The following is a 20,039-nucleotide window of genomic DNA, read 5'->3' on the forward strand; positions in this document are numbered from 1 at the left end:
CGATTGCACCGGGAGTTACCGAAAACTAATCCGCGGCCTCCTCGCCATAATGCCGATCCGGAATCACAACGATATTCCCCACAAAGCGCTTCTCCATGAACCGCGTCTGCGCGTCGTGAAACTTCGACAGCGGATAAGTCGCCGCCAGAACCGGCCGGATCGTACCGTTCTGAATATAGTCGAGCACGCGTTTGAACGCGCCACGCGTGCCCTGCGACGATCCATTCAACTGCAACTGCTTCAGATACATCGTGCGCAGATCGAGCTGCACGACCGGCCCCGCGATCGCGCCCGCGGTCGTATATCGTCCCTCAGGCCGCAACACGTTCAACAGCTTGCCGAACAGCGCCCCGCCGACAAGATCGGCGACTACATCGACGGCCCGCCCCTCGGTCATCCGTTCGACGTCCCCGACGAAATCGCCGCTGTCGCGCAGCATCACCCCTTGCGCGCCGAGCGCTAGCACGGCCTCTTCCTTACCCTTGCTGACCACCGCATACGGAATCGCGCCGCGCGCGCGGCACAGCTGGATGATGGCCGAGCCGACGCCGCCGGACGCGCCGGTAATCAGCACCGCTTCGCCGCGCTTGACGGCCGCGCGTTCGATCATCTGCTCGCCGGTGTGATAAGCGCACCAGAACGTAGCGAGTTCGGCGTCGGAATAGGTGCAGTCGACCCGATGCGCGTTTTCCGCGGGCACGGCCGTGTATTCGGCGTAGCCGCCGTCGCGGCCGTGGCCGATGTAGTCGATATCGGCGAGGCTGTCGTCGTCGCGGTTGTAGATCGACGCGTCGACGATCACTCGCTCGCCGATACGCGCGTCGCTGACGCCGCGACCCACCGCGACCACGCGTCCGACGATATCCGCGCCCTGAATGCGCGGAAACGTCAGCGTCGAGCGGCCGCGTCGCCACGTCGACACCGCTTGCGGATCGTCGTCGGTGCCGTAGGCGCCCTGGCGGACCCACACGTCGGTATTGTTGAGACCGCATGCGGTGACGTCGATCAGTACCTCGCCAGCCGCGCACGAGGGCACCGGCACGTCGTCGCGATAGACCGGTTTGTCGAGGCCACGGTGCGCGGTCAGCACGACGGCCTTCATCGTTTTCGGAAGCATGTTTCCCCTTTCGTTGATACGGGCGTCGTGCTTAGCGAGTTCACGCGGGCACGACGCCCGCGCAATCACGGTTTGACGAACAGCTTGCGTGGCGTCCTGCAAAAGGGCTCGACGCCGGTCCGCGTAATCAGAATGCTCTCGGTGATTTCTAGGCCCCAGTCGTCGAGCCACAGGCCCGGCATGAAGTGAAACGTCATGCCGGGTTCGAGGACGGTCTTGTCCCCAGGGCGCAGGCTCATCGTGCGCTCGCCCCAGTCCGGCGGATAGCTCGCGCCGATCGGATAGCCGCAGCGGCTGTTCTTCTCGATGCCGTATTTATGCAGCACCGCGAAAAATGCATTGGCGATGTCCTCGCAGGTATTGCCGGGTTTCGCCGCGGCGAGCCCGGCCTCGATCCCTTCGACCACCGCACGCTCGCCCTCGATGAAATGCTTCGGCGGCTTGCCGAGGTACACGGTGCGCGACTGCGGGCAGTGATAACGCTTGAAGCAGCCGGCAATTTCGAAGAACGTGCCGGCGTCCTTCGCAAACGGCGTGTCGTCCCAGGTCAAATGCGGCGCGGCTGCGTCGGCGCCGGTCGGCAGCAGCGGCACGATCGCCGGATAGTCGCCGCCATAACCGTCGATGCCGGTAATGCCTGCGGAGTAGATCTCCGCGACGAGGTCGTTCTTGCGCATGCCCGGCTCGATTCGCTCGACGATGTGCGCGTGCATCTTCTCGACGATGCGCGCGGCCACGCGCATGTACTCGATCTCGCGCGCGGATTTGACCGCGCGTTGCCAGTTGACGAGGCCGGTTGCGTCCTGCCATTTCGCGTCCGGCAGATGCGCGACGAGCGAGCGATAAGCGGCGGCGCTGAAATAGTAGTTGTCCATTTCGACGCCGATCTTCGCGTTGGCCCAGCCGCGTGCGGCGATCACGTCGCGCGCGAGGTAGTCCATCGGATGACGCGCGGTGGATTGCACGTAATGATCCGGATAGCCGACGATCTGATCGTGCTGCATAAAGACGGTGCGCTTGGCACCGTTCGCGTCCTGACCGCGCCCGAACCAGACCGGCTCGCCATCCAGCGCGAGCAGCACGCACTGATGCACGTAAAACGACCAGCCGTCATAGCCGGTGAGCCAGGCAATATTGGTCGGGTCCGACACGATCAATAGTTCGATGCCGGCCGCTTGCATGGCCTTGCGCGTCTTGGCAAGACGCGCGGCGTACTCGTCGCGTTCGAACGGCAGGCGCACGACGGGCGCCGCGATTCGCGATTCGTGTTGCGTCGTATCTGACATCTTCCCCTCTCTCTGAGCGTGACGTCGTTGCGGAAAGTGGCGCCCGGTGCAAGTGAACGGGGCGTCCACGTGTATCTCTCGCCGCAGTCTAATGCCGCGAAAAAACGCCGCTGAATGTGCTAGTTCAATGTTCGTGACGTTATCGACGGACAGTGGATGTTTGTTGCAGTGCACGCTGCGCCGCCCTTGTCCGCGCGTAAAAAGAATTGTTCTAGAGCAATCTGGATCGCAAATATGGCTGCGTATTCTGGTTCGCACTACATGTACGACGAACGGGATCGAATCGATATGAACACCGCGCGAGTCACCGATCTGTTGAGCGCTTCAGGCATCGCCCCGGCAAGTCTTTCCTCCGAGGAGCGCGCGGTCGCCCCCGCAAGCACACCGGCGCGCCGAGACGAAAGCCCGGCGAGCAAGCCATTGATCCGGCTCGACCGGATCACGAAACGATATGGCGCGCTGACCGTGCTCGACGAACTGTCGCTCGACGTGATGCCCGGCGAGAAGCTCGCGCTGATCGGTCCGTCGGGATCGGGCAAGACGACGATCCTGCGCATCCTGATGACGCTGGAAACGATCGACTGCGGCCATATCGAAGTGGACGGCGAACAGTTGTTCCATATGCCGCGCGGCGGCCAGATGGTGCCCGCGAACGAACGGCATCTGCAGAAGATGCGCGAGAAGATCGGCATGGTGTTTCAGCACTTCAATCTGTTTCCGCACAAGAGCGTGCTCGACCTGTGCGGCGAGAACGAGGCGAGGCCACAGCAGGGTCATTTGATGACGCTGCCGTCGCTGATGCGCTGAGAGCGCTGCGCGACGCCAATCATGTTGTTTTTCCCGAACGCGGGCGACCCGTCGCCGACGCACGCGTACGGATTACCGCATCCGCTGCCGGCTTTATGGAAAACCCCGATGCCTGCATCGTCCTAGAACATCGTTGCAGGCGCGGGTCGCCGGTATTGTGGATTCGGGCGACGTTGCCTGTGTCGCATAGAGACACCCCAGGAGAAGACATGCACTACGTACATTCATGGAACGCGCAGAGCGCGCAACCGCAGGCGCGCAGCTTGCTGCGACGCGCAATCGCGGCGTCGGCACTCGGAAACGCGACCGAGTGGTTCGACTACGGTATTTACGCCTACGGCCTGAGCTATATTTCGGCCGCGTTGTTTCCCGGCAGCACCGCGCAGGCCACGTTGTTCGCGCTCGCGACGTTCGCCATTTCGTTTCTCGTGCGTCCGCTAGGAGGATTGTTCTGGGGGCCGCTCGGCGATCGCCTCGGCCGCAAGCACGTACTCGCGTTGACGATCATCCTGATGTCGGTCGCAACGCTGCTGGTCGGACTCGTGCCGACTTACGCGAGCATCGGCTGGTGGGCACCGGTTATCCTCGTCGTTCTGCGGATGATCCAGGGCTTTTCGACGGGCGGCGAATATGGCGGCGCGGCGACTTTCATGGCCGAATACGCGCCGGACAATAAGCGCGGCTTTTGTGGCAGCTTCCTCGAATTCGCGACGCTGTCGGGTTTCTCGCTCGGTGCGTTTCTGATGCTCGGTTGCTCCGTCGTGCTCGGCAACACGGCAATGCATGCGTGGGGATGGCGTCTGCCGTTTCTGATTGCAGCGCCGCTCGGCCTGATCGGTTTCTATCTGCGCTCCAGGCTCGAAGACACACCGGTCTTTCGCGAGCTCGAACAAACGATGCAGAAGGAGCAGCATAGCTGCGTCACGCTGAAGGCATTGCTGCGCGACTATTGGAAACCGCTGATCCAACTCGGTGGACTCGTGGTTGCTTTGAATGTCGTCAACTACGTGCTGCTCGCCTATATGCCGACTTTCATGCAGAAGCAGCTCGGCATGAGCGACAACATGTCCCTGCTCGTGCCGCTGATCGGCATGCTCGCGATGATGGTGTTTCTGCCGTTCGCGGGCACGTTCTCGGATCGCGTGGGACGCAAGAACGTCTGGTGGTTTTCGCTGATTGGCCTGTTCGTCGCGGCGATTCCGATGTTCCTGTTGATGAAGCTCGGCGTGGCGGGCGCGTTCATCGGCTTTGCGGTGCTCGGGCTGTTGTACGTGCCGCAACTGGCCAGCATCTCGGCGATGTTCCCCGCGATGTTTCCGACCCAGGTCCGTTACGCGGGGATGGCGATTGCGTATAACGTGTCGACGTCGATTTTCGGCGGCACGGCACCGATGGCGAACGAATGGCTGGTCGCGCATACGGGCAATGCGCTGGTGCCCGCTTATTACATGATGGCCGCGTGCGTCGTGGGGGCGATTGCGTTGATCTACGTGCCTGAAACGCGCGGGTGTTCGTTGCGCGGGCAAGGCATTCCGGGGAAGCAGGAAGTGATTGGTTGAAGTGACATGGGGTGGCCAACTGCGTATCGATGCAGTTCGGCCACGCGTGTTTGATTGAGCGTTTATTTCAGCTGGCTTTGCGCGAGCCTCGACTTCAGCAGTTCGTATTTCTCCCGCGACGTATCAGCGAACGCCGCCTCACGACTCGAACGCGTATCGTCGAATGGAATCGGCTCGGCAAACTGGCTGACCGTCAGATCCCATCTGCTGCCGTCGATCAGGTTGTAGAAGTGCGTGCCCCCCGACGTACGCGTCGTCAGAATCTCGCCACCGAAATAGTCCTGCATGATCAGAGACGTAACGCTGCAATGATTCTGCGCGGGATTCGTCGACGACCACGCGTGCGTGGGGCTCGACGTATCGCCGGCCCATACGCGTGCAAGCACGCGGTATAGATCGATGGGCGTCGCAAAGGTCTTCGATGCAGCAGGCGTCTGTGCTTCCTGTGTCATGGCGGCAATCCTTCGTTCGATGAGCGGATAAGGTCGTGGAAAACAAAAAGCCCCGTCGTTGCCGGCGGGGCTTTCTGGCGCATGTCGCTGCGAATGATGTCTAGCGGCGTATGCGTATGCGAGTCCCCACAGGCAGTCCCACGCGGGCATGCGCATGATGATGCTTTGCAGTCGGGCGGTACTTGAGGGCTTGCATAGTGAGCGAGTGTGCCTTCGATTGCGCGACGCGTCAACGAATCATCGATAACTGCGTCGCGCTGACCGTGCTTACGACTTCGCGCCGCTCAGGATCGCGAGGCTCGGGCAGTAGTGCGTCGCGCTCAGATACGCGGCCTGCTGCGAGCGCACGCCTGCGCTGCTCGACGTCGGCGGATCGATGAATACCTGCGCGTTGTTCGATCCCGCCGGTGCCGTCAGCGTCATCGTTACTGGGGATAGAAATGAACGTGGCGCGCGTCGAATCAGGCGTTCGACCGCGGATGGCTTGCGCGAATGTGCTTCAACGCAATTCAACCGCCGGACAGAACCGTGTCCTCGACTTCGTAGCGCTCATTGCCAACTGAAATCAGATTGATGCCGGCATGCTTGCGCGTCAGCGTGTCGCCGGGCATCGGCCGATCGCTCGCGGACGCGGCCGTGCCGACTACCCGGCCGTCGACGCCGAAGAAAATCGCCCGTGTGGCGCCATCGGGCCAGTAGACCACGACCGTAGTCGATCGATCGCTGTGATGCACGACGCCGAACTTGCACATCGTTTTGGTCTGTCCGTTGCCGCGCTCGCACGGCAACGTGCCGCTCGCGCTGATAGGCGATTCCTTCACGGGCCCGTGGCCGTTCTGCGAGCCGGCCTGAGCGCTTTCAGTCGAAATCGAAATCAGCGTCACGCCTTCCGCTTCGCCGACCACGCGCGCGTGCCGCTGATGCCCGACGATCGCGCGCACGGCGGCGCTGTCGCGCGAGCCCGGGCAGCCGATCAGCATCGCCATATGGTCGAGATAGTTCACGGTCGCGGCCGACTCGCCGAGCCGCCGGCATGCATCGCCCGAGTGCGGATAGCCATCGCCGAGCACGACGAACGACGCGGGCCATTCGAACGGTTTCTCCATGCCAGCGGCCTGCGCGGAAGTCGAAGCGCAGGCGGCACCGAAAGCCATCGCCGCAATCGCCGCGTACGGCGCCGAAGCAAAAGACCGGGTCGTGCGTCGCATCGAAGTTCTCCTCGGCTTGCTCACGTTCGAGCCGCGCCGGCCGCCAACGCGGCCTGCGCCCGTTGCAGCCACTCGCGATTATGCTCGCGCGCGTGGCGCGGCCAATGTTTGGCGTCCTGCACGATTTCCGCATAGAGCGCGCCGGCGCGGCGGCGGTCCACATCTTCCGGTTGCGCGGCGAGCCAGTCGGCGAACAGGCAGCGCGGCGCGACGTCGGTCGCGCAGGTCAGCGCCTGTTCGAATGCCGCGCGTGCGCCCGGCGCATTCCGCGCGGCCAGCGTGCGCGCGTTCAGCAGCGCCGGCTCGCCCTGGTTGCGTGCCCGCGGATTGACCGAGAACAGATCCGCCAACGTCGCATCCGCGGCCGTGTAGTCGCCGAGCGCGAACTGCGAGCGCGCGAGGCCGAGCAGCAGCGCAGGATCGTTTGCAAATGGGCCGTTCGCCGCGGCCTGGAAATGTTCGAGCGCTTCGCGCGGATTGCCGGCCGCGAGCAAGGCCTCGCCGAGCCGCATCCGATGCTGCACGGTCGGCGCGCGGTCGAAAGCGGCGCGCGCTTCACGCAGCGCGCGATTCGGATCGACGAATTGGGTGATCGCCTGCGTGGCCACGCGCGCGCCGCGCGAGTGGCGCAGACCCGGCAGGTAGATCGCGAAGAAGTACACGACACTGCCGAGCAGCGGAAAAGCAAACAGAATGAATAGCCAGTAGATGCCCTGGTTATTGCGCATCGCGTGGACGGCGAAAAAGATCGCGATGAAAACGTGAAGACCAATTCCAAAAAAGTAGGGCATATCGATTCAACCTTCGAGCATGAGGAAAAGCGCGCCACGAGCCCGTCATTGGCGTAACCGGGCCCTAATGCAGCGAACCGACCCGCAGATACGCGAATAGAAGCGACAACGCCACGACGATCACGCCGGTGGCAACGACGAGACGGTTGGCCAACAGTCGGCGCATCGCAAGTCTCCTAGACGAAACTGTAGCGTTCGGAATGGTAGCGGATGCGCGGCACTTTCATTTCGCCGAGCGCCGTTTCGATCGCATCCATCATGGACTCCGGGCCGCAGATGAAATACTCGTGATCGGCGAACTCGGGCGGTAGATGTCGCCGGAACATCGCGGCGTCGATGCGCCCGACTTCCCCGCTCCAGCCTTCGGGCGGGTCCGACAGCACATAGACGATGCGCAGATCGAGCCGCGCTTTCAGCGCATCGAGCTCCTCGCGGAAAGTCAGCGAGTCCCAGGTCTTGCCGCTGTACAGTAGCACGAGCGGACGTTGGTCGCCGCGATCGGCGAGCGTGCGGATCATGCTCATCATCGGCGTGATGCCGATACCGCCCGCGATCAGCACGTGCATGTCGGTCGGATGCCCGATCGTGAACGCGCCATACGGTCCGTCCAGATACACGCGCCGACCTGTCTCGATCGTCTTCACCTGGCTCGTGAAATCGCCGAGATTGCGGATCGTCATTTCGACGCGGCCGTTCGCGGCCTCGGCGCTCGACGAGAACGAAAAAGGATGTCCGGTGATCCTGAACGGGCTGCCCCACACGTTGAGCCAGCCGAACTGGCCGGGCTTGAAGCGAAAGCCCGCGTGGCCGTCGGGCTGCATCACGAGCGTCGTCGTGTCGCCGCGTTCGGCGCGCACTTCCGCGATCCGGTACGGACGCCTGATCATGAAGAGCGGCTTGAACAGACGCACGTACAGCAGCAGTGCTACCCAGAATGCTGTCATGCAGATCCACAGCGTGCGCTTGAACGGATCGGTCAGATAGAAGCCCCAGCCGATCATATGCAGCACGCCGCCGAAGATCGCGATGAGCGCGAGCCCGATATGCGACAGATGCCACAGCTCGTAACCAATCCTCAATTGCTTGCGCCATAGCGCGGTGATCACCAGCACGATCACCGAGCCGATCGACAGGAACGCGAACCACGCACCCCACGGTACCTCGAGCAGCGAGTCGGGCATCGCGACCTTGTCCGAGCGGATCGCGAACAGGATCAGTGGATGCAGGACGACCAGGCTGACCGCGAGCAGCGACACGCGTCGATGGAAATGATAGATAACGTCCTCGCCCCACGGCTCGGTCACGTGACGAAAACGCGCGGTGAGGCCGAATTGCAGGCCCATCATCGCGAGTCCGGAATAGCCGAGCGCCACCGAGAATTCGGTGCCGAAGTTGCGCGCGGGCGGGAGCGTGCCGGTCAGCAGCGCAAACAGCGGCGCGAGAATGAACAGTAGATAGATGACCGACCAGACGGCCTTGTGCACGAGATCTCGAGACTGCATCGGTGCTTCTCCATGCCGGGTGCGGCGGTCCCGCTCGTGCTCAGTCCGCGTTCAGACGCAGGTGGTGAGCAGCAGCGCGGGCCCGAACGTGATCACGGTCGCGACCAGCGCCGCGATCAGGGTCCAGACGACGACGGTATGCATGAACGAGCTGATGCGTTCGGGACCAGGGTCGCGGGTCGCGGCGCGATAGCGCCATAGCCAGCCGATCGCGATCAGATGCAGCAGCAGAATGATCGCGAGACTCGCGCGCAGCGGGCCGGTGGGCCACGCGAACGCGCAGCCGATCGCATGCAGCGCATACAGGATCACGAACGCGAGACACCAGATCGTGAAGCCGACGGCGAGCCACCACAACCGCCGCGGCGAAAGCGGACGCGCATTCATGGTCTGGCTCCCAGCACGGCGACGAGGCTCGGCAGCGCGAGCACGAGTCCAAGCGCGATGATGCCCGTCGCCAGCGTGTAATCGACCCACAGGCGGGTGAGGCGCAGATCGGTCAGGCGTCGCGCGGAAACGAAGCCCGCGCCGACGCGCAGCACGTTGCTGATGAGGAACAACAACCCGACGCCCGCGTGAACTGCGATGTACGTGAGCAGCGCCGCGGCCGTCGCGCCGAGCGCATGCTCGCGCGGATTCGGTGTCACGCCGTTGATCAGCATCACGCAGGCGATGAGCGCGACGCTCAGCGCGATCGCGCTCAGCCCGATCGTGCCGTGCGGTTTGCGCTCGGCGGCGGCCGCGCGCAACGAGCCACGCGTGGCGGCTGCGGCCACCGCGAGCGCGACGGCCGCGACGAGCGCGAGCCCGCGGTTCGGATGCGGCGTCACGGCTGCCGGCCAGTTCGGCGCGGCAATCCACAGGTAGAACGTGCCGAAGATCAGCGAGGTGAACAGCGTGCTGTTCGCGATCAGCGCGCAGATCATCGAAAGCCATGACGGCGCACCGGCGACCTCGGTATGCGGCGGCACGCTGACGCCTCGGCCGACCGGCAGCGCGCCGTAGTCGCGCGCGTGCCCCGCGCTCTGGCCCGCGTAGATGAAGAGGCCAAACGTCACGAAGGCGAATGCGACCGACAGCAGATAGAACTTGAACAGCATCGCGAGCACCGCGGCGGCGGTCATGAGCGCGGTGACGAGCGGCAGATACGTCGAGTTCGGCAGCACGATCAGTTGTTCGGGCTCGCCCGATGTCATATGCACGCCTAGCGTCTCCTGCCAGCCGTTGCGCGTGAAACCGAGGTAACCCTCGCCGCGCGCCAGAGAGGTCGCTAGCTGGCCCGGGGGCACCTTTTCGGTTTCGGCGTCCATGTGCGGGATCGACGCGAATGCGTACGGCGCGGGCGGAATCGGCATCGCCCATTCGAGCGTGGTCGATTGCCACGGGTTACGTCGCACGCGTTGGCCGAAACGCAATTGCACGACGATGTCGATCACGACGAGCGCGAAGCCGATCGTCATCACGAAGCTGCCCACCGACGACAGCAGATTGAGCCAGTTCCAGCCTTCGTCGCCGCTATAGGTGAAGACGCGCCGCGGCATGCCTAGCAGGCCGGTCAGGTGCATCATGAAGAACGTCATGTTGAAGCCGATGAACACGAGCCAGAACGCCGGCACCGAAAGGTTATGCACGGCGGTGCGCCCGGTCAGCAGCGGCAACCAGTAATAGAACGCCGCGAGCATTGGAAACGCGAGCGCGCCGGCCACCACGTAGTGCAGGTGCGCGACGACGAAGTAGGTGTCGTGCGCCTGCCAGTCGAACGGCACGATCGCGAGCATCACGCCGGTCAGCCCGCCGCACGTGAACACGAAGAAGAAGCCGAAGATGTACAGCATCGGCACGTCCCAGCGCGGGCGGCCGTGCGACAGCGTGGCGAGCCACGCGAAGAACTGGATCGCGGTGGGCACCGCGACGATCGCCGAGCCCGCCGAGAAGAACGCGAGGGCCAGATGTGGGATGCCCACCGTAAACATGTGGTGCACCCAGATGCCGAAGCTCAGGAACGCGAGCGCGATGATCGCGACGACGATCGTGCGATATCCGACGAGCTTGCGTCGCGCGAACACGGGGATCATCGTCGACAGCACGCCGGCCATCGGCAGGAAGATGATGTACACGTCCGGGTGGCCGAATAGCCAGAACAGATGCTGCCACAGCAGCGGATCGCCGCCGCGCGTCGGATCGAAGAACGGCAGGTTGAACGCGCGCTCCACCTCGAGCAGCATCGAGGCGAGAATCAGCGGCGGAAACGCGACGATCATCATCATCGCGGTGACGAGGATGTACCACGCGAAGATCGGCATGCGATCCAGCGACATGCCCGGCGCGCGCATCTTCAGGATCGACACGACGATTTCCATCGCGAGCGACAGCGCCGAAATCTCGACGAACGTGACGCCGAGCAGCCACACGTCGGCGTTCAACCCCGGCGTGTACACGTTGGAGCTGAGCGGCGTGTACATGAACCAGCCGCCGTCGGGCGCGCTGTGCAGAATCAGCGACACCGTCAGGATCGTGCCGCCGAACAGATAGCACCAGTAGCCGTAAGCGGTCAGGCGCGGAAACGCGAAGTCGCGCGCGCCGAGAAACTTCGGCGTCAGATAGACCGCGAAGCTCTCCACCATCGGGATCGCGAACAGGAACAGCATCATCGATCCATGCATCGTGAAGACCTGGTTATAGGTCTCCACATCCATGAAGGCCGCATGCGGCGTCGCGAGCTGCACGCGCGTGAGCATGCCGAGAATCCCGGCGATCGCGAAGAACACGAACGACGTGATCATCATGCGCAAGCCGAGGACCGTATGGTTGACCGCGGCGAGCCTCTGCACGCCTGGCCCGGTGGCCCAGATCGCGGCAAGCTGGCGATGCAGCCGCAGCGCGGTGATGCCCTGTGATGGCGGCTCGACGGGCACACTCATTTCTTCATCTCCCCGTTGGCGGCGGCGTTTTTGACAGCAGCCGGAAAATCTTCCGGACGCTCGACGATCACGGTGAAGTGCATCCCCGCATGACCGATGCCGCAAAACTGGTTGCATTGTCCGGCGTACTCGCCGGGCTGATCGGCCTGGATACGCAGCAGGTTGTGGTGGCCAGGGACCGCGTCGATCTTGCCCGCGAAGCGCGGAATCCAGAATGCGTGCACGACGTCCATGCTGGTCACGACGATATCGACCGGCGTGCCCGCGGGCAGGTGCAGCACGTTCCCGGTTTCGACGTTGCCGAGTTCCGGATAGCGGAAGGTCCAGCGCCATTGCTGCGCGATCGCCTCGATGCGCGCGGGCGCATGCGCGCGCAGCGGCAGCAGCAACTCGCCCGCGTACAGCGCGTAGCAGATCAACGGGATCAGGATCACTGCCGGCAGCACGAGACCGCCGAGCACGATCCAGCGCGCGGGCGACACGTGCGAGCCCCAGCCGGGCCGGAAGACCGTCATCAGAAACAGTACCAGCACCATCGCGAACAGGATCGCGGCGCCCGCCAGCATCACCCACCACAGCCCGGCGATCGATGCGGCGGCCGGACCCGATGGCTCGAGCGTCGAGAGCGGCCCGGTGCAGCCGGACAACGCGGCGAGCGATCCGGCTTGGACGGCCAGGCGCAAGCAGCTATGATGGTTTGCACCACCAGGCACCCGATGCGAGGACACACCATCATGGCAAACAAAGGCAATGCTGGAAACGAGACGCGAAGCGAAGTGATGCTCGAGCTGTTGCGGCTCGACAAGGGGTCGGTGGTGGCGCTCGTCGGTCATCCGATTCACGTGATGATGGTGCATTTCCCGATCGCGTTCGTCGTCGCGACGTTGGGCGTCGACGTAATCTACTGGTGGACGGGCGACCCGTTCTGGATTCGCGCCGGCTTGTGGGCCGCCGGCTTCGCGTTCTGGAGCGGCGTGGCTGCGAGCGTGGTCGGTACCGCGGAGCTGCTGCTGGTGCGCGGTATCCGCCTGAAGGAAGCGAGCTGGTCGCATGCGGTCGCCGCGATGACGCTCGTCGCGCTCGCGGGTGCGAACTGGGGCGTGCGCCTTTATTACCCCGACGAGATCCTGCCGCATGGGCTCGTGCTGTCGGTGCTCAGCTCGGTGATGACGGGCTTCGCCGGCTGGCATGGGGGCAAGCTCGTGTTCGATCATGGCGTCGGAATTCTCGTTTCGCCGAAGGAGTGATGCAGCCAGCGGCCAAGTCCGCCGGGCTCGAACAGATGCGGGGCCAGCAGGTTCGAGTCGATGTGAGGCTTGGCCAGCACGATCCAGATGATCGCGACGATCACGATCAGATAAGCGATGGTCAGCGCGATCGCCGAGGCACGGCTGAACCTGCCGTCGGGCAGATACAGATCGTGCAGCACGAGGCCGGCCAGCACATGCAGCATCGCCATGATGCCGACGAACACCATCTTCGCGGTGAACCATTCGACGAAGGTGGCCTGCAGAAAAATCAGCGCGGTGCCGCTCGCAATCGCGACGAAAGCGGCGGGCGAGGTCAACTCCACGAACACGAGACGCGTGATGCGGTGCAGCCGGTCGAGTTCGGTGCCCGCCGCGAGCCCGCGGCGCTGCCAGAACAGATACGGCAGCACGATCAAACCGCCCGACCAGACGGCGATCGCGGCCAGATGAATGAACTTCAGCAGGGTCGTCACAGCGCGGGCTCTCTGACGCGCAGGCTTGACCAGACGAGCGAAAGTCCTGCCGCGAGATAAGGGATCATCGCCAGTACCCACATCAACAGTCCGGCGAGTTGCTGGTCGGCGAGCGGGGTGAGCCCCCACGCGGCGGTGGTCGCGAAGTGCGCGACGTAGAGCGGCACCGGCGCGAACACGATCAACGCGCCGAGCAAACCCATATGGCCGATCGTCGCGACGAGCGCCATCAGCGCGGGGCCGGTCGGCAGCGACGGCGAGAAGATGCTGCGCCACATGAGCCATGCACTGCCAAGCAAAGTAATCTGCATCAGCCAGTAGCCGGGTACGGTCGACAGTCCCCATGCATACGGCCCCGGCGCATGCCACAGCCAGATGATCACCGCATGAGCGGCGACCACCGGCACGAGGGGCGGATGCGCGAGGCGCGGCAGCGGAAACGCGAGTGCGAGCAGCGGCGCGACGGCGGCGATCAGAATGATGTGATGGGTGACGCGTGCGGAGAACAATGCCGAGGATAACGCGCAGAGCGGCGACACGAACACGAGGGCCATCAATGCGACGGCGCCCCATCCCGCCCGTGCATTCGCCGAGCGGTTGCTGGCCACGAACCATGCGAGCGCCGCGAGCGCGACGAGCAATGGCGGATCCGTATTCCAGCGCAGCCACAAGCTTTCAGGGACAGCCGCGGGACCACAGTAGGCGACAGGAAAATATGGCATGGGCGATGTCTTCAACGAGTCCAAATGCTTCTTTAGTACACGCAAGAAAACGCGTGACAGATAACGCCTTCGAATTGTCGGGACGGCTCACGATCCAACTGATCGCTCACGTACTCTAGCGCAAATAAACTGTTTAGGGACAGCTATCTGAATCCTGTAAGTTTTTGCGTGACAGAATGTTTTCAATTTGTCACTCGAGGCGTTTGCCGGCGGAATAAAAGCCGGTGTAATGGCGACGGTAAGATTGCAATGGTGCGGTGCAATACTTCAGGCTGACCTGCCCGGCGTACTATGATGAAATCATGTGACGGAGGCCGCCATGTTTCATGATCCCATCCGAATTCCCGCAATGATCGAATTGACATTGCTTGCGATCGTGCTGATCGTTGTCAGCATCGTACGCGCGAGGCAGCAAAGGGAGCGGGCGCGGAATCGGGCCATGGCGGAGCAGCGAAGCTCTGATAAAACGCGAATGTAATATTCGCGTTTTCTGCATCTTTTAATACTTCCGTATTCAGCTATTTTTCTGGTCTTTGTCACTTCTATCGATGGCTTTTCGGCGTGGCGGCAGCCACGCCGGTCGACTTTATAGCGGTGGACGCTCCAGTTGGACCCACTGCTGCACGCTGGCGCGCTGCCATTGTTGCGTGGCGTACTCCTTGAGCTTGTGCGGAACGGGATCGCCATTCAGCACGAGGCGATTGAGCATCAATGCGAGGTCCGTATCGGCGATGCACCACTCGCCGAACAGATTTGGCGAATTGGCCGGGAGCAATGCATCGGCGGCGGCGAAGAGTTTTTGTGCCGCTTCTTGTGCGCTGGCCGAAAGCGGGCCGCCGCGCGATCCGTAGAAAATGACTTCGGTGGAGCGCTCCTGGCGAACCGGCAGCAGATCGCTGCGCAGCCAGGCCTGCAGCTGGCGCGCTCGCGCGCGCAGACGCCGATCTTGAGGATAGACCGGGGTGTCCGGGAAAGTCTCTTCGAGGTACTCGGTGATCGCCGACGACTCGGATAACGCAAAGTCTTCGTGTATCAGGTTCGGCACGCGCCGCGTCAATGAGCGGGCCGCATAGTCGGTGGCGTGATTCGCCTTGTTCGCGAGATCGACGGTCGAAAGGTCGAACGGCAAGCGCTTCTCGCGAAGCGTCACGAAGACGGACATCGCGTAGGGGCTTGTGAATTGGGCGTCGGTGTAGAGGTGGAAGGGCGGGTGTGCCACAGGGGCTCCGTTTTCGTTAGTCATCGATGTCGAGCTTCGAATACTAGCTGCTCGTCGCGCGCCGTGCAGCCTTTCATCAGTGCGGATTGGCCATCTCGCAGGCGAGCAGGCAGCCTAACGCCGACACGGTGCCGACCGCGCCGAGACCAAATCCTACGGCAAGGTTCTCCGCCGTCGTTGCGCAACCCTGCAGCAGCGTTATCGACGTCAGCAGCGACGCGAGAAAAAGACGATACCGAAGTCGCGAAGAAGATGTGCGTCGTGGTGACATGATATGTTCGGCGTGAAGGGCGCTCTTTCGGCGCATCAGCGTACGAGCATAGCGGCCCACCATTTGTCGCATTCACCCGAGTAGCGGGCGACAAGCGTCAGACCTTACGAGCTCTTGCGAGGCGCCGGGCCGCGCTCGAATCGGTCGCCGGGCAGCGATACGGGGAGAATGCCTCGTCGGTTTTTCGACCGGTATTGCAACTGCAGAACAAAATCACGCGAGGGGCTTCAAAAAAATAATCAGGCTGATACAATGGCGCCCCTCTGCCCAGGTGGCGAAATTGGTAGACGCACTATCTTGAGGGGGTAGCGCCGAAAGGCGTGTGGGTTCAAATCCCGCCCTGGGCACCATTTCGAATCGTCGATTCGAATCTTCAAGCGCTTCGCGCTTTCTTCAGACAACGGCGGCTGTATCAGACCATCGCGTTGTCTCCGCTTCTGTGCTCAGAACTCGTTCCGATAGGCAAATAGCCCCGGAAGACCGCCGCTCATCACGAATAGAATTTTCTGTCCGGCACTGTACTTCCCGTTGCTCACGTTTTCCACAAGACCCGCAAATGCTTTGCCGCTATACACGGGATCGAGCAACAGACCTTCCGTCGATGCCATCAGCCGAACAGCCGCGCGCATGTTATCGGTTGGAATGCCATAGCCGGGTCCGAGCTGCGCTTCGTCGATCGAGATGGCGTCATCACTCACGCTTAGGCCTGGATCGATCAGCCGGACCGTCTGATTCGCCTTATCCAAAGTAACCGTGCGCGCGTGGCCAGCATCCCCATACACTGTGAATGCGGCAACACGCGACGGATCCAGGCCCAGTGCAACAAAACCCGCGACCAGCCCCGCATGCATGCCGCCGCTTCCATTCGGCACCACGACGCGATCGAAGGCCACGTTTTGCGCTTGCGATTGCACGACGATTTCAGCTGCGCAGTCCGCGTAGCCGAGACAACCGACCGGGCTCGAACCGCCCAACGGACACACATAGACGTTACGGCCCTGCGCTCGCAACTCGTTCGCGCGTTCCTCCGCGAATTGCAATGCGTTGGCCGTGCCGGGAAGATCATGCACGCGCGCATCGAATAGCGCATCGAGCAGCACGTTGCCGTTCTCCATGTAGTCGTGGTCGAAACGTGGCACGGTTCTCGTCAGCACCAGCTCGCATCGAAGTCCGACGCGAGCCGCCGCGGCCGCCGTGAGGCGCGCATGATTCGATTGCCGCGCGCCGACGGTAACGATGGTGTCCGCGCCGCGCGCGAGCGCTTCGCCAATCAGGAATTCGAGCTTGCGCAACTTGTTGCCGCCGCCACCTAGTCCCGTCAGATCTTCTCTTTTGACGTAGATGTCCGCCCCGCCGAGGCGAGCGCTCAGACGCGCAAGGTGCTGAATTGGCGTCGGGCCTTCGAGAAGCGCATGGCGCGGAAACTTTGATAAATCGAGGCGGTGCGATGAGGCGGAGTTCATGGTCGTGTGCGGGCGATTGAGTTGAAAGACACGTTTCCATTCATTTGACTGACGCAAAGTTCTCTTTGACTCGAGTGCTCAATGCGTCAACGTCCGTATCCCAGCCAGTAATTTATCAACTTCGGCGTCGGTGGTCAGATAGCTGACCGATGCGCGCGCGATCTGTGTCAGCCCTCTGCTAGTCATATCGAACGGCGTGTACGCGACGCCATTCGAGCCGATCGTGATGCCCTGTGCCGCCAACGCGCCTCGCACCGACATGGCATCGAGTCCGGCGACGTTGAACGACACCAGACCGGATCGTTCGACACCCTGGTCGAGCACCCGCACGCCCTTCATCGCGGCCAACCGCTCGCGCAATGTCTGCGCGGTCCGATCGATCTGCACGCGGATGTTGTCGATGCCGATTTCCAGCGCTTCGTCCAATGCATTCGCCAATCCGCAATGCAGTGCAAGCGACGCTTCCGACGATTCGAAACGCACGGCATCGTCGCGCAGTACAGGGTCGCCGTTGGCGTCGAGCGGCGCGGAATACGTGTCGACGAAGGCCGGCGTCAAGCGGGGCAGAAAATCCCGTCGGACGTATAGCAGCCCGGTGCCGCGCGGCCCACGCAGTGCCTTGCGGCCCGCGCCGGCCAGCACATCGCAGCCGACTTCGTCGACGTCGATCGGAAGCTGTCCGACGGCCTGCGCCGCATCGATGAAATACGGAATGCCGTGACGGCGTGCTATCTGCCCAATCGCGGCGGCCGGATTGATCAGTCCGCCATTGGCCGGCAACCACGTCAGCGCAATCAGTCGGACCCGGTCGTCGAGCATCGCTTCGAGCGCGCGAGGATCGACCCTGCCGCTCTCATCGGAAGGAATCGTCTCTATCGATGCGCCCGCGCGCTGCGCCAGAAGACGCATCGTCGCGAGATTGCCGCCCCATTCGTGCCGCGCAACGAGGATGCGTTGCCCCTCGCGCCACGGACCCAATGCCGCGAAAGCAGCGCCCCAGCCCGGCGAGTTGCCCGTCGTCAACGCGATCTCGGCGGACTGAGCGTTCAGCAGTCGCGCGGCGAGCGTGCGCGCCCGTTCGGTCTGTTCGCGGGCAGCCGCGCCCGCTTCCATGGGTCCCATCGAGGCTTCGCGCAACAGATGCGCGTGAATCGCTTCGAGCGTGGCGGCCGACGGCAGCGACGCGCCCGCATGATTGAAGTGCGTGGTACTGCGAACACCGGGTGTGCGGGCACGTATTGCGTCGATGACAGCGGGCGACAGCGGAGAAGACATTGGCGGCTCCGAGTGTATGAGTTGAATTCAGACGTTCTTCAAGGCGACAACCGCTTCGACTTCGACGGCGACCCCTGCCGGCAGCGACGCAACACCCACCGCGCTGCGCGCGTGACGGCCGGCGTCACCGAAGATCTGCACGATCACGTCCGACGCGCTATTGGCAACCGTGCTTTGAGCACTGAATGCCGGCGTGCTCGCGATGAACACGTTCAGGCGCACGATGCGTGCCACGCGCTCGAGCCGGTCGCCCGTCGCCGCGACGATCTGCGCGACGACACCGACCCTTACCCTCCAGCATCATTCCTGCCACGCTTCTCCTTCCGGATACCAGTACCTGTCCAGCGTCCCTTCCAGCATCTCGATGCTATACCCGGCCCTTTGCGGCGGCATATAGTGCCCGTTGCGGATCACCACGGGATCCACGAAATGCTCGTGCAAATGATCGACGTATTCGAGTACGCGATTCTCGAGCGACGCCGACACGCAGATATAGTCGAACAGCGAAATATGCTGCACGTACTCGCACAAGCCGACACCACCCGCATGCGGGCACACCGGCACACCGAACTTCGCGGCCATCAGCAGTACGACGATCACTTCGTTGAGTCCGCCGAGCCGGCAACTGTCGATCTGGCAGAAGTCGATGGCTTGCGCCTGCAGCAGTTGCTTGAACATCACGCGATTGTGGCAATGCTCGCCGGTTGCGACGCCAATCGAACCGAGCCGCCGGCGAATCGCCGCATGACCGAGGATGTCGTCGGGACTCGTGGGCTCCTCGATCCACCACGGGTCGAACTCGGCGAGACGGCGCATGTTCGCGATCGCCTCATCGACGTCCCACACCTGGTTCGCGTCCATCATCAGCTTCCGGTTCTCGCCGATCTCTTCGCGCAGAATGCGCGCGCGCCGTACGTCTTCCTGCAGATCGCCGCCGACCTTCTGCTTGAAATGCGTCCATCCCTGCGCGACGCCTTCGCGCGCGAGACGGCGAATCTTGTCGTCGTCGTAACCGAGCCAGCCCGCCGATGTCGTATAGGCCGGATAGCCGTGCGCGAGCATTTCCTTTTCACGCTCGCCCTTGGTCTGCGCATGACGATGCAGCATCGCGAGTGCTTCGTGCGGCGTGATTGCATCAGTCACGTAGCGAAAGTCGAGGCAGCGCACGAGTTGTTCCGGGCTCATGTCGACCAGCAGCCTCCAGACCGGCTTGCCGACGGATTTCGCCCACAGGTCCCACACCGCGTTGACGACCGCCGCGGTGGCAAGATGAATCGCACCTTTGTCCGGGCCGATCCAGCGCAGTTGGCTATCCGAAGTAAATGCGCGCCAGAAAGCGCCCATATTCGCGGCGATATCTTCGAGCTTCTTGCCGACGATCAACGGCGTGAGTGCATTCACGGCGGTCACGCAGATTTCATTGCCGCGGCCAATCGTGAACGTGAGGCCGTGGCCGGTGAGATTCGGCGTGTCGGTTTCGAGCGTGACATAAGTGGCGGAGTAGTCCGGCGCGGCATTCATCGCGTCGGAGCCGTCCAGCGAACGTGAGGTGGGGAACCGGATGTCCCGAACGGACAGCCTTGTGATCGTTGTCATCTGCGCACCCTCCGGGGCTGTGGCTATCGGCTTGTCGCCTGCGAACGCAGACGGATCGGTTTCGCGCGCACGTTCTCTGTGTGCGCGTTCCTGCTGCGCATACGGGTAAGCCCGGAGTTGCCAGATA

20 protein-coding genes, 1 tRNA gene and 1 pseudogene are annotated in these 20,039 nt (G+C 63.0%); 4 read left to right on the plus strand and 18 right to left on the minus strand.

Features of this window, described 5'->3' with window-relative positions:
- Positions 1 to 25: 25 nt before the first annotated feature.
- Positions 26 to 1,117, minus strand: a complete 1,092-nt coding sequence (locus HDG33_RS34230) for an alcohol dehydrogenase family protein (protein WP_184040043.1) — start codon at positions 1,115 to 1,117, stop codon at positions 26 to 28.
- A 65-nt stretch (positions 1,118 to 1,182) separates the two neighbouring features.
- Positions 1,183 to 2,403: an ectoine hydrolase DoeA gene (gene doeA / locus HDG33_RS34235; RefSeq protein WP_184040046.1), complete on the minus strand. Its 1,221-nt coding sequence runs from the start codon at positions 2,401 to 2,403 to the stop codon at positions 1,183 to 1,185.
- A gap of 234 nt (positions 2,404 to 2,637) precedes the next feature.
- On the opposite strand from doeA, the gene HDG33_RS34240 reads away from it, so the two are divergent.
- A complete protein-coding gene (locus HDG33_RS34240) occupies positions 2,638 to 3,210 on the plus strand; it encodes an ATP-binding cassette domain-containing protein (RefSeq protein WP_409259123.1) in 573 nt (190 codons plus the stop codon).
- A gap of 209 nt (positions 3,211 to 3,419) precedes the next feature.
- The gene (locus tag HDG33_RS34245; RefSeq protein WP_184040049.1) at positions 3,420 to 4,769 is read left to right on the plus strand and encodes an MFS transporter; all 1,350 of its coding nucleotides are present in this window, start codon (positions 3,420 to 3,422) and stop codon (positions 4,767 to 4,769) included.
- A 62-nt stretch (positions 4,770 to 4,831) separates the two neighbouring features.
- Here HDG33_RS34245 and HDG33_RS34250 read toward each other — a convergent pair whose 3' ends face one another.
- The 8 genes from HDG33_RS34250 to coxB all read right to left on the minus strand — a co-directional run bounded on the left by HDG33_RS34250 (position 4,832) and on the right by coxB (position 12,326).
- Positions 4,832 to 5,221 (minus strand): hypothetical protein, encoded by a 390-nt coding sequence (locus tag HDG33_RS34250; protein ID WP_184040052.1) that lies wholly within the window; start codon positions 5,219 to 5,221, stop codon positions 4,832 to 4,834.
- Positions 5,222 to 5,488: 267 nt separating this feature from the next.
- On the minus strand, positions 5,489 to 5,644 hold the full coding sequence (locus HDG33_RS34255) for a hypothetical protein (RefSeq protein ID WP_167368682.1): 156 nt from the start codon (positions 5,642 to 5,644) through the stop codon (positions 5,489 to 5,491).
- Between the two features lie 86 nt (positions 5,645 to 5,730).
- Positions 5,731 to 6,429, minus strand: coding sequence for a hypothetical protein (locus HDG33_RS34260; protein ID WP_184040055.1), 699 nt, complete (start codon positions 6,427 to 6,429; stop codon positions 5,731 to 5,733).
- A 20-nt stretch (positions 6,430 to 6,449) separates the two neighbouring features.
- Positions 6,450 to 7,220, minus strand: a complete 771-nt coding sequence (locus tag HDG33_RS34265; RefSeq protein WP_184040058.1) for a tetratricopeptide repeat protein — start codon at positions 7,218 to 7,220, stop codon at positions 6,450 to 6,452.
- Positions 7,221 to 7,396: 176 nt separating this feature from the next.
- Positions 7,397 to 8,722, minus strand: a complete 1,326-nt coding sequence (locus tag HDG33_RS34270) for a ferric reductase-like transmembrane domain-containing protein (protein WP_184040075.1) — start codon at positions 8,720 to 8,722, stop codon at positions 7,397 to 7,399.
- 51 nt (positions 8,723 to 8,773) lie between these two features.
- Positions 8,774 to 9,109: a hypothetical protein gene (locus HDG33_RS34275; protein ID WP_018423781.1), complete on the minus strand. Its 336-nt coding sequence runs from the start codon at positions 9,107 to 9,109 to the stop codon at positions 8,774 to 8,776.
- On the minus strand, positions 9,106 to 11,643 hold the full coding sequence (ctaD, locus tag HDG33_RS34280; protein ID WP_184040079.1) for a cytochrome c oxidase subunit I: 2,538 nt from the start codon (positions 11,641 to 11,643) through the stop codon (positions 9,106 to 9,108). The genes HDG33_RS34275 and ctaD overlap by 4 nt, the downstream gene beginning before the upstream one ends.
- Positions 11,640 to 12,326, minus strand: a complete 687-nt coding sequence (gene coxB, locus HDG33_RS34285; protein ID WP_184040082.1) for a cytochrome c oxidase subunit II — start codon at positions 12,324 to 12,326, stop codon at positions 11,640 to 11,642. Before coxB ends, ctaD begins: the two co-directional genes overlap by 4 nt.
- Positions 12,327 to 12,377: 51 nt before the next feature.
- Here coxB and HDG33_RS34290 point away from each other — a divergent pair, with 51 nt between their 5' ends.
- Entirely contained in the window at positions 12,378 to 12,890 is a 513-nt protein-coding gene (locus HDG33_RS34290; RefSeq protein ID WP_184040085.1) for a DUF2231 domain-containing protein, read from the plus strand.
- On the opposite strand, the gene HDG33_RS34295 is transcribed toward HDG33_RS34290, so the two are convergent.
- From HDG33_RS34295 to HDG33_RS34310, 4 genes are all read right to left on the minus strand, one after another.
- A complete protein-coding gene (locus tag HDG33_RS34295) occupies positions 12,854 to 13,366 on the minus strand; it encodes a CopD family protein (RefSeq protein WP_184040088.1) in 513 nt (170 codons plus the stop codon). The two genes, HDG33_RS34290 and HDG33_RS34295, sit on opposite strands and share 37 nt — an antisense overlap.
- Entirely contained in the window at positions 13,363 to 14,088 is a 726-nt protein-coding gene (locus HDG33_RS34300; RefSeq protein WP_260330684.1) for a cytochrome c oxidase assembly protein, read from the minus strand. The genes HDG33_RS34295 and HDG33_RS34300 overlap by 4 nt, the downstream gene beginning before the upstream one ends.
- 586 nt (positions 14,089 to 14,674) lie before the next feature.
- On the minus strand, positions 14,675 to 15,331 hold the full coding sequence (yfcF, locus tag HDG33_RS34305) for a glutathione transferase (protein ID WP_184040091.1): 657 nt from the start codon (positions 15,329 to 15,331) through the stop codon (positions 14,675 to 14,677).
- 52 nt (positions 15,332 to 15,383) lie between these two features.
- Positions 15,384 to 15,578: a hypothetical protein gene (locus tag HDG33_RS34310; protein ID WP_184040094.1), complete on the minus strand. Its 195-nt coding sequence runs from the start codon at positions 15,576 to 15,578 to the stop codon at positions 15,384 to 15,386.
- Between the two features lie 265 nt (positions 15,579 to 15,843).
- Between HDG33_RS34310 and HDG33_RS34315 the strand changes: the two genes are divergently transcribed.
- Positions 15,844 to 15,928 (plus strand) — tRNA-Leu (locus tag HDG33_RS34315).
- 93 nt (positions 15,929 to 16,021) lie between these two features.
- Here HDG33_RS34315 and HDG33_RS34320 read toward each other — a convergent pair.
- From HDG33_RS34320 to HDG33_RS34335, 4 genes and pseudogenes are all read right to left on the minus strand, one after another.
- On the minus strand, positions 16,022 to 17,041 hold the full coding sequence (locus HDG33_RS34320; protein ID WP_184040097.1) for a D-cysteine desulfhydrase family protein: 1,020 nt from the start codon (positions 17,039 to 17,041) through the stop codon (positions 16,022 to 16,024).
- Positions 17,042 to 17,119: 78 nt separating this feature from the next.
- On the minus strand, positions 17,120 to 18,316 hold the full coding sequence (locus tag HDG33_RS34325) for an aminotransferase class V-fold PLP-dependent enzyme (RefSeq protein ID WP_184040100.1): 1,197 nt from the start codon (positions 18,314 to 18,316) through the stop codon (positions 17,120 to 17,122).
- Between the two features lie 27 nt (positions 18,317 to 18,343).
- A pseudogene (locus HDG33_RS34330) lies at positions 18,344 to 18,601 on the minus strand (RidA family protein); the annotation flags it as partial.
- Positions 18,602 to 18,616: 15 nt separating this feature from the next.
- The gene (locus tag HDG33_RS34335; RefSeq protein ID WP_184040103.1) at positions 18,617 to 19,912 is read right to left on the minus strand and encodes an L-fuconate dehydratase; all 1,296 of its coding nucleotides are present in this window, start codon (positions 19,910 to 19,912) and stop codon (positions 18,617 to 18,619) included.
- Between the last annotated feature and the right edge of the window lie 127 nt (positions 19,913 to 20,039).

Origin of the sequence: Paraburkholderia sp. Cpub6 (assembly GCF_014201065.1) — a bacterium.
Classification (GTDB): Bacteria; Pseudomonadota; Gammaproteobacteria; order Burkholderiales; family Burkholderiaceae; genus Paraburkholderia; species Paraburkholderia tuberum.